Raw genomic sequence first — 14,079 nt, 5'->3', positions numbered from 1 at the left:
TCCGCCTCGGCGCTCGACCGTCACTCCGGCAATCCGGCGTCCCGCAGCGCGCTTCCAAGAGTTTCCGCGAGCGCTGGCGCGCAGCGCACGCCAGCAAACTGGCGGCTGTAGCGAAAGCCCGGCTGAAGCTCGCGCACGCGCGCGGCCGCCGCCCGTGCTTCGTCCAGCCGCCCGAGTTTAGCGAGCGCAGCGGCTAGTTGCACATAGGTGATGCTGTGTGCCGGATTGGCTTGAACGGACTTGTATGCCGCACGACAGGCTTCTTCGTAACGCCCGCGCAGCAAATGGCTCATAGCTTGCGCGTCAAACGCGGCCCAAGTCCACGAATCGAACGGGCTTAGCCGCATACCCTTCTCGCTCCATTCTATCGCGCGCTCTGCTTCGCCGCCCCATCCGAGAATGACGCTGCCAAGAATGTAGGTCAGCGCCGATGACGGGCTAATGGCGAGCGCTGCTTCCAATGCTGTGAATGCGGCGGCGCGATCATGCGCGTCCATGCCGATCGAAAACCCTGCCCATGTCAGAGCGAGCGCATCATCTTGCCCATGAACAATGGCCCATCGGGCATGCCGGATCGAAGCCGTACGGTTGACCTCCTGCAGCCCGGCGCGAAGGAACAAACAATGATGACACATCGCGGCATTGCCATGTGCAAGGGCATAGGCGGGCTCGAGTGCGATGGCACGCTCAAGAAGCGCCAGCGCTCTAATAACTTGCGCCGGCATACCTGTGTCAACGTCAGGCTGGGCTTGAAGCACGAGATCGTAGGCATCGAGACTCTCCGGGCGCTTCCGTCTGACGCGTTCAATTTCCGCTTTTCGCATGCTCGGGGCGATCGCGCCCACCGCTGATAGCGCGATCTCGTCCTGAAGCGCGAAAATGTCCTCGGAGCTGCGGTCGTAGCGCTCGGCCCACACATGCGCGCCGGTCGATGCATCGATCATCTGACCGGTCACGCGCACACTGCCGCCGGCCTTGCGCACGCTGCCTTCGATGACATATCGCACGCCAAGCTCGCTGCCGACCTGCTTCACGTCCACGGCGCGGCCCTTGTAGGTGAAGGTCGAATTTCGCGCGATTACGAAAAGCCAGTTTATGCGTGCCAGGCCGGTGATGATGTCGTCGACCATTCCATCAGCGAAATACTCCTGCTGTGGATCTCCGCTCAAGTTCGAAAACGGCAGGACCGCGACGGACGGTTTCTCAGGCAAGGTCAGCGCCAACGCGATGCGGGATGCAGGGACATTCGTCGCAACAGCCGGTCCTACATAGCGATAGCCGCGTCGCGGCAGTGTTTCGATCCAGCTCTCAGCATTCGCTGCGTTGGCCAATACCCGGCGCAAGGCCGCGATCTGGACCGTTAGGTTGTTATCGGCAACCGCCAACTCGCCCCAGCCGGCCTCGACCAACGCGTCCTTGGATACCGGTACGCCCGCGTTTTGGAGCAGCAAGCGCAAAAGCGAGACGGCGCGTTGCCCAAGCATGGTCGGCTCGGCACCGTGGTACAAAATGCCCGCCACCTGATCGAGACGGAACGGGCCAAACTGATAAAGGTCGCCTCCGAGTGCCATCCAACGCTTTTAGCAAATTTTTGGGAACGAATTCACGACTTTCCGGCATCGACGGCCAATGTTGCACAGGTGCTTGCCAGAAGTAAGCGCCCAGTCAAAGGAGGATCCTATGAGTGCCAATGCCGTCATTCGCATGCCCGATGAGAAGAAGGGTATCATGCTGCGTGGTCAACCTATGGTCTTCCTCGTCACCGGCGAAAATACCAAGCACACGAGCATGTTTGACTGGACGATCCCAGCGGGATTCGCCACCGGACGGCATGTTCACCGCGTCCAGGAAGAGACGTTCTACCTGCTCGAGGGCGAGTGTGCGTGGCATGTCGGCGACAAGACGATCCGTGCAACGCCCGGAACCTATCTGTTCATTCCACCGGGAGTACCGCACGACATCACGAATGTCAGTGAGAGGCCCGCGCGCGTGCTGATGACCGTCTCTCCGCCTGGCCACGAACACTACTTCGAAGAACTTGCCAAACTCGCGGCGCAAGGTGCGCCGGACCCAAAAGCGCTCGCCGATTTGCGAAACCGCTACGACACTGACCAGCTCTCGACTTTGACAACGCGCGGGTAAGTCCCTGTCCAGGCCTTCGTCGCGTCACGCCTGCGGCGTTTATGTGCATATGGCCTAGTCCAACGCGGATCGGTAAAGCAGAACCGCTCCAAGAAAGCCTCAGCCGAACTTTCGCTGAGCATCCAGCGCCAGGCCAAGTCCGACCGAGCCGAACATGTCGCCTTCGATGACGGATGCCTGCGGCACCAGCGACAGGATCTCTCGTCTGGCGAGCGGAATCGCGGTCGATCCGCCGGTCAGGAACACCGCGGTGATATCGGATGGCCTGACCTCAGCGTCCCGGATGGTCTGCGCCACCGTTCCTGTGACCCGCTCGATATCCCTGGCGATCGTGGCTTCCAGCCCGCTGCGCGTAATCTCGGCGGCGAACTCCGCGCCCGGCAGCTTCACCGCGACCTCTGCGAACGAGCTGTCGGTGAGCTCGATCTTGGCTTTTTCGACAAGCGCCGCCAGCGCGTGTCCGTAGCGGTGCTCGACGATGTGGATGAAGCGGTCGACCAGGTCGGCGCGCTCAGCCTCGTAGCGGATCTGGCGCAGATGCGTCATCGCCTTGGCGGTGTAGACCAGATTGATGCGCTGCCATGTCGCGAGGTCGATGAAGTAGCTGGCCGGCAGATTGCGCTTGCCGTCCTTGGTCGGCGTCAAATAGCCAAGCTGCGGCATGACATGGGCGATGCTCAGCAGCCGGTCGAAATCCGTGCCGCCAATATGGATGCCCCGGCTGGCCAGGATGTCGTCCTTGCGGTCGAGCGACCGGGAGCGCTGCGGTGAAACGCGCACGACCGAGAAGTCCGAGGTGCCGCCGCCCATGTCGATGATCAGCGCCAGCTCTTCCCTCGCCACCTTCTGCTCGTAGTCGAGCGCAGCCGCAATCGGTTCGAACTGGAATGCGATGTGCTTGAAGCCCTGGGCGCGCGCGGCGTTCTCGAGTTCGCTTTGCGCCTTCGCGTCGGCCTCAGCGTCGTCATCGACGAATTGCACCGGCCGGCCAAGCACCACGGTCTCGACGGCATCGCCGGCATCAGCTTCGAGCTTCTTCTTGAGATGGCCGAGGAACAGGCCGACGATTTCCATGAACCCGATCGAGCGCGCCTTGATACGGGTCTTCTCGTGCGCAAGCGAACTGCCGAGCACGCTCTTCAGCGAGCGCATCAGCCGGCCCTCGATGCTGTCGGTGTAGTTGGCGATGGCGTGGCGGCCAAAACAGGTGCGGTTGTCCTCGAAGTTGAAGAACACGGCACTGGGCAGCGTGACCTGGTCGTCCTCAAGCGTGACGAGGCGCGGCTGCCCGTTCCTGACCACGCCCACGGTGGAATTGGAAGTGCCGAAGTCGATGCCGGCGAAGGCTGGTCGCATGACAAGTTCCTGTATTGGTCGTCGACGAGCCGATAGGCGCCACGAGAAATCGCGCGCTGCCCGGGGACGGGCTGCTCTGCCGAACCGAATTGTTTGTGTCTGCCAGTTGGCTGGGGAGCGCGGTCTACCGCATGCTCCCGCAAAGGGAAACCACTTTTCGGGAAAAGTTCTAAAGCGCGTCGCGTTTGAACGGATTCAGGCGACGCGCTTTAGGTTTTTGATTCGATGCATGTCGTTCTCCCAAAACCGGGGCCACTTTTGGGCGACATGCATTAGTCTCGCCGGAAGATCAGCCTCCCGAGCCAGCCGGTCAGCATGGCTAGCGATATCGCGAAGACGCCGTAGAGGAAGGAATAATTGTGCGCGACACGGAAGATCGACTGTTCAAAACCGGATTTGCGGATTTCGAGCTGGGCCGAGCTTTCCTTGATGAACAGGCCGCTCTTGAACAGGAAGGCGCGCGCCTTGTGGGTGCCGACCGGAACATTCGGCGCCAGCCTGACGGTGGCGCGGAACAGGTTCTGCGACAGGAATTGCACGCCGCCGACATTCTCGCTGTAGAGGCCGGTCGCCGACTTGCGCTCCCGCAGCGCCGCGGTGAATTCCTCGATCGTCGCCGGGCTGTCGCCGGGATCGGCGGGTTGCATGTAAAGGTTGGAGGCGCCGAGCGACAGCTGCTTATAGCTGTTCGGCTCGGTGATGTCCTGCAGCGGCCGCGTCGTCGCCACCGAATAGGACACCGGCACGTTCTCGAAGGTCTCGGAGTCCAGATTGATCCAGACGCCGAGAACCCGGTCCTTGCGGCGCACCACCACCGGTTTGGGCGGCCCTTCGAGCACGACGATGACATCGTAGCGGCCCTGGCGCGCCACGAGTGGATCGGGATTTTCCAGCGAACCGAAGATGGTCAGGTCGGCGCCGGAAAAGCCGGCGGTGATTGAGACATTGTCGGTGGAGAGCCCGATCTGGATGCCTTCCGTCAGCGGGACCTGTGCCTTCGCCGGCACGGCGGCCGCAAGCAGCGACAGGAAAATGGCTGTTGCGAACACGTTCGGAGCCCTCATCAGTTGAGGCCCGCGGCAGACAGCGAATAGAGGTTGGGCGGGGTGACGAAGAGACTGATGGCCAGTCGTATCGCTACCGCCAGCACCAGCACCGCCAGCAAGGCCCTGAGCTGTTCGCCGCGCAGCCTCTGGCCGGCCTTGGCGCCATATTGCGCACCGGCCACGCCGCCCGCCATCAGCAGGAAGGCCAGCACGACGTCGACCGTCTGGTTGGTGGTGGCGTGGACCAGCGTCGTATAGGCGGAGGTAAAGATGATCTGGAACAGCGATGTGCCGATAACAACATTGGTCGGCACTTTCAGGAGATAGATCAGCGCCGGCACCATGATGAAACCGCCGCCGACGCCCATGATCGACGACAGGAAGCCGATGCCCGCGCCAAGGCCAAGCACGGGGATGACGCTGACGAACAGCTTTGAGGCCCTGAAACGCATCTTCAACGGCAAGCGATGGATCCAGTTGTGCTGCCCGGATTTCTTCAGCACCGGTGCGGCGCCGCTGCGCGTGGCACGCAAGGCATTGACGCTTTCGACCAGCATTAGCCCGCCGACGGTGCCAAGCAGCACGACGTAGAGCAGCGAGATGAACAGGTCGAGCTGGCCGAGGCGGCGCAGGAAGGCGAAGACGTAGATGCCGGCAGTGGAGCCGATGATGCCGCCGGCCAGCAAAACCCCACCGAGCTTGAAGTCGAGCGTCCCCCGCTTCATGTGCGAAAGGACGCCGGAGACGGAGGAGGCGATGACCTGGTTGGCGCCGGTGGCGACCGCGATCGCCGGCGGTATGTTGTAGAAGATCAAGAGCGGCGTGATGAGGAAGCCCCCGCCGACCCCGAACATGCCCGACAGGAAGCCCACCGCCGCACCCATGGCCAGCAGGACGAAGACGTTGACGGAAATTTCCGCGATCGGGAGATAGATGCCCACCCGTCAGTCTCGATCAGTTCTGCCTGTCGGCGAATGCAACCGTTGCGGGCATCTTGGACCGACAAGCCAATTCGTTCTTGCGCCGGAGGTGCTGCGAAGTCAAACCGCGCTACGCCGCCGAAACAAAAAACATCTCAATCAGTTAACAGGCAAATGTGTGGCAAGGGCGTCGTGGAAGCGACGCCTCTGCCGTTATTTGCGCGCCAGCAGCGCCTTGACCAGTTTTTCATCGACCTCGCCGGTCGCCGGCATCTTGTTATCGGTCTGGAAAGCCATGATCGCGATCTTGGTCTTCTGGCCCATCTTGCCGTCGGCGCCGCCGGCGTCATAGCCATTCTTGTTGAGAATGCGCTGGATATTCTGGACGGCCTTCGTCATGTCGATGCTGGCGGTTGTCTGCGGTGCGCCGTTCTGCCAGGATTCGGGAACGTCGGCCGAATTGGCTGCCGCGTCCAGCGGCTTGGCCTTCCACAGTTCGACCGCGGCGCGGGCGCGTTCGAGCTGCTCGGGCCGCAGCGCATTGGCGATCTCGTCACGCTTGGCCGCCGCATCCTTGTCGCCGGTCTTGGCGACGAGCGCGAACCATTTGTAGGACTCTTCGAGGTTCTGCTTCATGCCGACGCCCTTGGCGGCGAGGATGCCGAGGTTGAACTGGCTGTCCTTGACGCCGACGTCGGCCGCCGCCTGGAACCAGTGCGCGGCCGATTCATTGTCGGTCACGCCGTCCGCGGCCATGGCGAAGAGCACGGCCAGATTGTGCATGCCGCTGGCGTTGCCCTGCTCCGCGGAAAGCTGGTACCAGATCTTCGCCTTCTTGATGTCGCGCGCGACGCCGATGCCCTTTTCATAGAAATTGCCGATGCGATACTCGGCCGGCGCAAAGCCGAGCTCCGCCGACTTCTCGTACCATTTGGCCGCTGCCGCCATGTCTTCCTTGACGCCGCGCGCCTCGGCATAACGCGAGCCGATCTCGAACAGCGCCTTGGCATCGCCACTGGCGGCGGCGTCGCGCAAGGCGTCCGGGCCGGCGTCAGCTGGAATGTCGATCTTGGCCGTGGTTGCGGCCGGCGAAGCGTCCGTCGGGGGAACCGCGCCCGTGGTGTCCTTGGCTGTCGCCGGCTGGGCCGTCAACGGCTGGGTGCCGATGTCGGCATCGGTTGCGTCCGTGGCGGTTGAAACAGTCGGGGCCGGGGCAGTTGTGGCCGGCGCAGCCGAAGCTTTCGTTTCGAACATCGCCGCGCTGGCATCGACGGGCGCAGGAAGCGGCTCGGCTGCTAGCGCGGCCGTCGACGGATCGGCGCCTGGCGGCGTGGTTATCGTGCTTTGCGCCGCTACGTCGTCCTTGGTTGCCGGTTCGGACGGCTCGGCTGGTCTCACGCCACGATCCGGCGCGCTTTCCACTGCCGTGGGGTGAATATCGGTCTTTGGCTGGCCAGCGGCATCGAATGAGGCGGTTTTCACCGACTGCGAGGCGATGATCGACGCGACATCGTTGCTTGCCACCTGGGCGGGATCGGCGAAAAAGGCCTTACCCAGTTGCAAGGCGCCCAGCGCCAGCAAAATCGCGGTTGTCCCCATCAGGATCGGCTTGCGCCGTGCCTTGAGCAGGTCGCCGATCCGCAGCGCCTTCACCGGTCCGGTCATCGTCGACTGGCGTTTCAGCGCATCGGCCTCGGCAGCCGCAGCTTGCGCCGCGCGCCGGGCCGCGGCGATGAAGTCCGATTTCGCGGCATCGGTGTCGCTGGGCTTGGCCGGCTGGCCGCGCTCGTCGCGCACGCGCTTCATGATGGCGTTGAGGTCAGGTGCGCCCGAGCCCGGCTCCAGCGGCCGGTTGGCCATTCTCGGATCGAGCGGCTCGTCGAGATCGACGCTCGGTATTGGGGCGCTCGGCGCCGAGCCGGCCAGTGGCGGAATATCCGCCTCCTTCTTGCCCTTGAATGCGCGCGCCAGCCCGCCGAAGATCGATCTGCGGCCCGCTTGTTCGTTCTTTTCGGAAACCATGTCGGAGCCGAGCGCAGCCATGGCGGCGGCAGCGGCGGCCTCGGCTGGCGTGCGGGTGCCGACACCGTGGCCGCCATACGTGCCCAGGCCGCCATGCGTGCCCAGGCCGCTGCGAGCTTCCGGCTCATTGCGCAGGCTGGAGGCGTCGCCATCGAGATCCGCCATGTCCCCAGTCAATGGCAAGGGCTGATCGATATCCATCGACGGCGGCTCGACGGCCATCTTGGGTCGCCGTGCGCCGCGCCAGTTGCTCGGTTCGGCCGAAGCCGCGTCCAGCAATTCGCTCATCGCCTCGACCGGCTCGCTAGGTTCCAGCGAACCAAGCCGGTCGACGATCTTGAGCAACGTGTCGTGGATGGCCTCGAACGTTCGCGAATTGCGCTCGTCGGAGCGCCGCGTCAGCGTTTCAAGCGTCTTCAAATCTTGGGCAAGGCCGGAAACGGCCGTCGTGTTGGCACTCGAACCGGCCAACGATCGCACCGCGTTCTCGGCCGCTTCGCGCGCCGCGCCGAGGATGGAATCACGCGTTCCGGCCAGGGACTTCTCGATTTCGTCGAGACGTGGGCTGATGTCTTCGAATTCCGGCAGCGGCGTGCTGGGCTTGGAAAGATGGGCGGACAGGCCTGCGACCTGCGCCTCCAAGCTGCGGATCAGCGCCGGATCAATGCCGGCGACGTGCGCGGCCGACGCATCCAGCCGGCTTGAAATGTCTTCGAGCCGGCTTTCCAGGCCGCGGATCGCCGCTTCGCCCGCGGGATCGGGAACGCGCGTTTCCATGCGCTTGGCCAGTGCGGTGAAGCGGGCATCGATGGCGTCCATGATGCCGGCGCTGTCGATTTGCGGCATCCGCTGGTCAAGCCTGTCGGCAACCTCGTCAAGCCGGCGTTCGAGATCGCGAAACAGCATGTTGCCCTGTTCGATGGCGTCGCCCTGGCGGCGTTCCATCATGCCCGACAGCACGTCGAAGCGTTGATCCAGGCCGTGGAAGATGTAGTCGGCGTCAGGCATGGTAGGCGCCTGGTCGATCTTGTCGGCGATGAGTGCGATCTGCTTGGCCAGGCGCTCCATAGCCTGCTCGGGCAGATTGGCTCGGCCGGCGAGTTCGTCGACCCGGCTCGACAGAGTGCTTAGCCGGTCCATGACCGCGTTGCCGGGACGATCCTGCGCCACTTCCTCTATCTGCTGGGCAAGCGAGTCGATCCGCTTCTCGATGCGCTCGAAAGCCTCGTGGTCGAATGAATTGGCTTGTGCCGCTACCGTCGAGGCAACGATGGCGCGGGAAATCTCGTCCAGCCGCTCGTCGATCAGGCCAAGCGTGTCGCTGCCGCGGTTGTCCTGCTGGCTGGCGAAATGGTCGACGGCGCCGGCAAGTGCGCGCACCTTCTCCTCCAGCGAACGCAGCGACAGCGATTCTGGCAAGTTGTTGACGGCGTTGCTGATCTGCTCCAGCCGGTCGGTCAGGACAGACAGGCCGGGGTCGTCCGAACGCTTGCGTTGGTCGGCGTCGACACGGTCTTCAAAAGCCGTCCAGCGGCGATCGAAATCGTCCCAGCGGCGGTCGACCCTCTGCACGCTCTCTTCGCGCGCCAGCGTGTCGAGCGCGGCTTTGACCTGCTCGAGTTCGAGCCGCAGCATGTTGACGCTTCTGTCGTCGCTCTTCTCGGCCAGCGACTGGATGGCGCCGGAAAGCCGCTCGAATTCAAGTCCGAGTTCGGCACTGCCCTTGGCCTGGGTACCGGGCTTGGCACCTGACTGGAAAGCCCGCTCGATGTCCTTGCGCAGTGCTTCGAATTCACGCTGCAGCCCTGATGTCATCTGGTGGCGCAATTCCTCGCGCATGCCGCGCAGTTCGCCGGCGATCTTGCCGACCATGGCAACGCCGTCTTCCTGGCCGCGCACGCGATCGATGTCGCGGGCAATGGCCTGGTAGTTCTGCCCGAAAGCGGCGGCTCCCTGCATCTGGGTCTTCGGGCGCGGCGCGGCCTGCGGATCCTCATACCAGCGCTGCTGGCTGGCAGGTCGGGCGGCGGGATAACGCGCGTCGGCGCCATATTGACGGGGATCTGGACGTGCCATCGGGTCCTCGCGCGTCCGCTCCAGCCGCTGCTCCAGCGTCTCCAGCGACTGGTTCAACTGCTCGAGCGTGGTCTGCGGCCTGCGCTGCCTGCCGGCGTTGAGTGTATCGAGATAGGACCGCTTGCTGTTCATAGGTGCGTCCGTCTTTCAGAATGGCTGGCTCGTGGCCAGTTCCCCCAAGTCTCTGTCGGAACGAAGGCGACCGGCGACAATGCCGCGGTGGAAGACGAGCTTCCCAGGTTACCACCCGCGCTCCGAAAAACCGTGAAAAATTCGATACAGGATAAACACGGGTAGCCGACGCGCCCACATTTCACCCAACGTGGTAAACAACGCGTTAACCAAATTTAAGAAGTTGCAAGGATGTTGGATGTCGGCCTGACGGTGCGGCATAAAGTTCGGAGCGTAGAACACCCTTGCGTCACAAGGCGGCAATCGGTATAGAATTGACGTAAACGTAAAAGGCGCGTCGAGCGTGCCGTTTTGCGATTTGTTTGTTGAAACCACGACTGGAAGCAGGCCCCCGCTTCCAGTCAGGCGACGCACGGTCCAGGAGACCGCGACGCCACCAGACGGGGAAAGCCAGTGACCATGAAGCTTATCTCGGCCGGCGAGACCGCGGCCAATACCAATATGTCTGTCGAAGCCGGCGAGGACCTTGTCCGCATCGGCGAGATGGCGAAAAAATACGGAGTGACGCTGCGCACGCTGCGTTTCTACGAAGACAAGGGCCTGCTCAACCCGCAGCGTGACGGTTCGACCCGTCTCTACACGCGCCGCGACAAGGCCCGGCTGAAGCTGATCCTGCTTGGCCGCAAGGTCGGGTTCTCGCTGCGCGACGTCAAGCAGATGATGGATCTCTACGATCCGACGGGTTCAAACACCAAGCAGCTGCGGCTGGCGCTGGACAAGTCGGAAAAGCAGCTTGCCCGCCTGCAGAAACAACGGGCACTGATCGATGACGCCATTAGCGAGCTGAGCGCCTCGATGTCGGCGGTGCGCCAGATGCTGGCCGAGCGTTCGGCACCACAGGCTAGCGTCGCTCGCTAAAGCAATTTCGGGAGTAGTGTGAAACGGTTCTCCCGGGTAAGTGCATAGCGTTTCCCCTTGGGAATTGCGCTACGCCTAAAGTCATCCGCTGACTGTCTGACGATCAAAGCGGCGTGGCAATGCCGCGCGGCTTTTCGTTTTCTCGCCTCCCGACCCATAGGGTTTCGGCTCGCGCGCTGCCGCACCGGCACGCTCATTGCTGCGATGGGCGGGAAATCTTGTTGCATCGAAAAATTGACGTTTACGCAAACGTCAATTTTTGCTATCTCCGCTCTCAACATGGGTCCGCATGCCGCACTGGCTGTCATCGGGGCGTTCGGACCGGGTTCGCAGGGTGGAGAAAACGCATGCCGACATACAGGGCTCCGGTCCAGGATACGCTGTTCGTGCTCAACGAGTTGCTGGGCTACCAGCGCTATTCGAACCTTCCCGGATTTTCCGACGCCACGCCCGATGTGCTCGAGGCGATCCTCGCCGAAGGCGCCAAGCTCGCCGAAAACGTCATGCACCCGTTGAACCGTGTCGGCGACATAGAGGGCTGCGTTCGTCATGATGATGGCTCGGTGACGACGCCGAAGGGCTTCAAAGAGGCCTTCGGCCAGTATCGCGAGGGTGGCTGGATGGGACTGGCCGCACCGGTCGAGTTCGGCGGCCAGGGTCTGCCCTACGCCGTACACACTGCGGTCTCCGAATACATGGTCTCGGCCAACATGTCGCTGATGATGTATCCGGGCCTGACGCAAGGCGCGATCGCGGCAATAATCACCCACGGCACCGACGAGCAGAAGGCCAAGTGGCTGCCCAGGATGATCGACGGCGTCTGGACCGGCACCATGAACCTGACCGAGCCGCATTGCGGCACCGATCTCGGCCTGCTGCGGACCAAGGCGGTGCCGAATGGCGATGGCACCTACAAGATTTCAGGTCAGAAGATTTTTATTTCGGCCGGCGAACACGACATGTCGGACAACATCGTCCATCTGGTGCTGGCCCGCATCGAGGGCGCGCCGGAAGGCGTCAAAGGCATCTCGCTGTTCATCGTGCCTAAACTCAAGCTCGATGCATCGGGTAATCCAGGCGACAGGAACACTGTCTCCTGCGGCTCGATCGAGGAGAAGATGGGCATCCACGGCAATTCGACCTGCGTCATGAACTATGACGAGGCGCAAGGCACGCTGCTCGGCGAGGCCAATGGCGGCCTGAAGGCGATGTTCACGATGATGAACGAGGCACGCCTTGGCGTTGGCCTGCAGGGACTGTCGCTGTCGGAGATCGCCTATCAGAACGCCGTTGCCTACGCCAAGGACCGCCTGCAGGGTCGCTCGCTGTCGGGGCCGAAAGCACCGGACAAAAAGGCCGACCCGATCATCGTCCATCCCGACATCCGCCGCAGCCTGATGACCATGAAGGCGTTCAACGAGGCCGGCCGCGCGCTGGCGCTGTGGACGGCGATCAAGTCGGATGTCGCCCACCGCGCCGGTGACGACAAGGATCGTCAGGCGGCCGACGACTACACCGGCCTGATGACGCCGGTGGTCAAGGGCGTGCTTACCGACAAGGGTTTCGACCATGCGGTCATGGCGCAGCAGGTGTTCGGCGGTCACGGCTATATCGAAGAGCATGGCATGAGCCAGTTCGTGCGCGATGCCCGCATCGCCATGATCTATGAAGGCGCCAACGGCATCCAGGCCCTCGACCTTGTCGGCCGCAAGCTCGGATTGAACGGCGGCCGGGCGGTGCAGGCCTTCTTCAAGGAGGTCGGCGAATTCTGCGAGGAATACCGCGCCGACGATAAGATGGCGCCGTTCACCAAGGCACTGAAGAAGGGCCTCAGCGACCTGCAGGCCGCTACCATGTGGCTGGTGCAGAACGGTATGGCCAGGCCCGACAATGCGGGCGCCGCCTCGACCGACTATATGCATCTCTTCGGCCTTGTGGCGCTGGGCTACATGTGGGCGCGGATGGCCAAGGCGGCACTTGGCAAGACGGACGCCAATGGCGCTCAGTCGTTCTACGACAACAAGGTCGTGACGGGGCGCTTCTTCATGGAGCGGATCATGCCGGAGACATCAGCGCATCTCGCCCGCATTTCGAGCGGCGCCGACACGTTGATGGCACTGCCGGCGGAAGCGTTCTAAAAGATGGTTCCCCTCCCTTGAGGGGAGGGTGGCCCGAAGGGCCGGGTGGGGTCCTGCGTGAAGCGCGCCGACCTCAACTCTGAAGATGCGCTCTGGGAGGAGTATCGTACCAGCATGACCAACCCAGTCGAAATCCTTGGCCTTCCCAAGCCCGCCTGGGCAGCGGACGAGGTCGGCATGCTCTACGACATGGCGCACCGCTTCATGTCGGAAGAGATCGCGCCGCGCTACGACGAGTTCGAGAAGAATGAGATGGTCGATCGCGAAAGCTGGCTGAAGGCCGGTGCGGCCGGCCTGCTTTGCGCCTCGATGCCGGAGGAATATGGCGGCTCGGGCGGTACCTTCGCGCATGAGAGTGCCATCATCGAGGCCATCGGCCATGTCGGTGTGGATGGCTTCGGCATCGGTCTGCACAACTCGATCGTCGCCCCCTACATCCTCCATTACGGCTCCGAAGAGCAGAAGAAGAAATGGCTGCCGAAGCTGGCGACCGGCGAGTTGATCGGCGCCATCGCCATGACCGAGCCCGGCGCCGGCTCCGACCTGCAAGGCGTCAAGACGCGAGCGCAGAAGGATGGCAACCAGTACAAGATCAACGGTTCAAAGACCTTCATCACCAACGGCCAGCTTGCAAACTTCATCATAGTCGTCACCAAGACCGATCCGGAGAAGGGCGCCAAGGGCACCTCGCTGATCGTCGTCGAGACCGACGAAGTCGAGGGTTTCCAGCGTGGCCGCAACCTCGACAAGATCGGCCTGAAAGCCAACGACACCTCGGAGCTGTTCTTCAACGACATGCGCGTGCCGACCTCAAACCTGCTCGGCCACGAGGAAGGGCAGGGCTTCGTCCAGCTGATGCAGCAATTGCCGCAGGAGCGTCTGCAGATCGGCACCGGGGCGATTGCCATGATCGAGCGGGCGCTGGCGCTGACCATCGACTACGTCAAGGAGCGCAAGGCGTTCGGCAAGGCGATCATCGATTTCCAGAACACCCAGTTCAAGCTGGCCGAGCTCAAGACCGAGGCCACCATCGGCCGCGTCTTCTACAATGATTGCGTCACCCGCCACATCGCTGGCGGCCTCGATCCGGTGACCGCGTCGATGGCCAAGTACTGGCTCAGCGACCTGCAGGGAAAAGTCGTCGACGAATGCCTTCAATTGCATGGCGGCTATGGCTACATGAATGAATATCCGATCGCCCGCATGTTCCGCGACGCCCGCGTCCAGCGCATCTACGGCGGCACCAACGAGATCATGAAATTGCTGATCGGACGCTCGCTCTAATGCATGTCGCCCAAAAGTGGTTCCGGTTTTGGGAGATCGACATGC

General features: G+C 62.8%; 9 protein-coding genes. 4 read left to right on the top strand and 5 right to left on the bottom strand.

Features of this window, described 5'->3' with window-relative positions; all coding sequences use genetic code 11:
* Nucleotides 1-20: 20 nt before the first annotated feature.
* Nucleotides 21-1,571 (bottom strand): winged helix-turn-helix domain-containing tetratricopeptide repeat protein, encoded by a 1,551-nt coding sequence (locus NKJ89_RS08030; protein WP_352601367.1) that lies wholly within the window; start codon nt 1,569-1,571, stop codon nt 21-23.
* Nucleotides 1,572-1,680: 109 nt separating this feature from the next.
* Between NKJ89_RS08030 and NKJ89_RS08025 the strand changes: the two genes are divergently transcribed.
* On the top strand, nt 1,681-2,142 hold the full coding sequence (locus NKJ89_RS08025) for a cupin domain-containing protein (RefSeq protein WP_352601365.1): 462 nt from the start codon (nt 1,681-1,683) through the stop codon (nt 2,140-2,142).
* 99 nt (nt 2,143-2,241) lie between these two features.
* On the opposite strand, the gene NKJ89_RS08020 is transcribed toward NKJ89_RS08025, so the two are convergent.
* The 4 genes from NKJ89_RS08020 to NKJ89_RS08005 all read right to left on the bottom strand — a co-directional run bounded on the left by NKJ89_RS08020 (nt 2,242) and on the right by NKJ89_RS08005 (nt 9,694).
* Nucleotides 2,242-3,498, bottom strand: coding sequence for an Hsp70 family protein (locus tag NKJ89_RS08020; RefSeq protein WP_352601363.1), 1,257 nt, complete (start codon nt 3,496-3,498; stop codon nt 2,242-2,244).
* A 272-nt stretch (nt 3,499-3,770) separates the two neighbouring features.
* Nucleotides 3,771-4,562, bottom strand: coding sequence for a TIGR02186 family protein (locus NKJ89_RS08015; RefSeq protein WP_352601361.1), 792 nt, complete (start codon nt 4,560-4,562; stop codon nt 3,771-3,773).
* Entirely contained in the window at nt 4,562-5,485 is a 924-nt protein-coding gene (locus NKJ89_RS08010) for a sulfite exporter TauE/SafE family protein (RefSeq protein WP_352601359.1), read from the bottom strand. The genes NKJ89_RS08015 and NKJ89_RS08010 overlap by 1 nt, the downstream gene beginning before the upstream one ends.
* 192 nt (nt 5,486-5,677) lie before the next feature.
* Entirely contained in the window at nt 5,678-9,694 is a 4,017-nt protein-coding gene (locus NKJ89_RS08005) for a peptidoglycan-binding protein (protein WP_352601357.1), read from the bottom strand.
* 459 nt (nt 9,695-10,153) lie between these two features.
* Here NKJ89_RS08005 and NKJ89_RS08000 point away from each other — a divergent pair, with 459 nt between their 5' ends.
* The 3 genes from NKJ89_RS08000 (at nt 10,154) to NKJ89_RS07990 (ending at nt 14,034) form a co-directional block, all read left to right on the top strand.
* Nucleotides 10,154-10,612 carry a MerR family transcriptional regulator gene (locus NKJ89_RS08000; protein ID WP_352601517.1) on the top strand — a complete coding sequence of 153 codons (459 nt, stop codon included), beginning with the start codon at nt 10,154-10,156 and terminating at the stop codon, nt 10,610-10,612.
* A gap of 347 nt (nt 10,613-10,959) precedes the next feature.
* Nucleotides 10,960-12,750: an acyl-CoA dehydrogenase gene (locus NKJ89_RS07995; RefSeq protein ID WP_352601355.1), complete on the top strand. Its 1,791-nt coding sequence runs from the start codon at nt 10,960-10,962 to the stop codon at nt 12,748-12,750.
* A 114-nt stretch (nt 12,751-12,864) separates the two neighbouring features.
* A complete protein-coding gene (locus NKJ89_RS07990) occupies nt 12,865-14,034 on the top strand; it encodes an acyl-CoA dehydrogenase family protein (RefSeq protein ID WP_352601353.1) in 1,170 nt (389 codons plus the stop codon).
* Nucleotides 14,035-14,079: the final 45 nt, after the last annotated feature.

Source organism: Mesorhizobium sp. M0047 (assembly GCF_040323315.1).
In the GTDB taxonomy this organism is placed as follows: Bacteria; Pseudomonadota; Alphaproteobacteria; order Rhizobiales; family Rhizobiaceae; genus Mesorhizobium.
The sequence above is the reverse complement of the archived record's forward strand: the minus strand, read 5'-3'. Positions and strand labels throughout refer to the sequence as shown.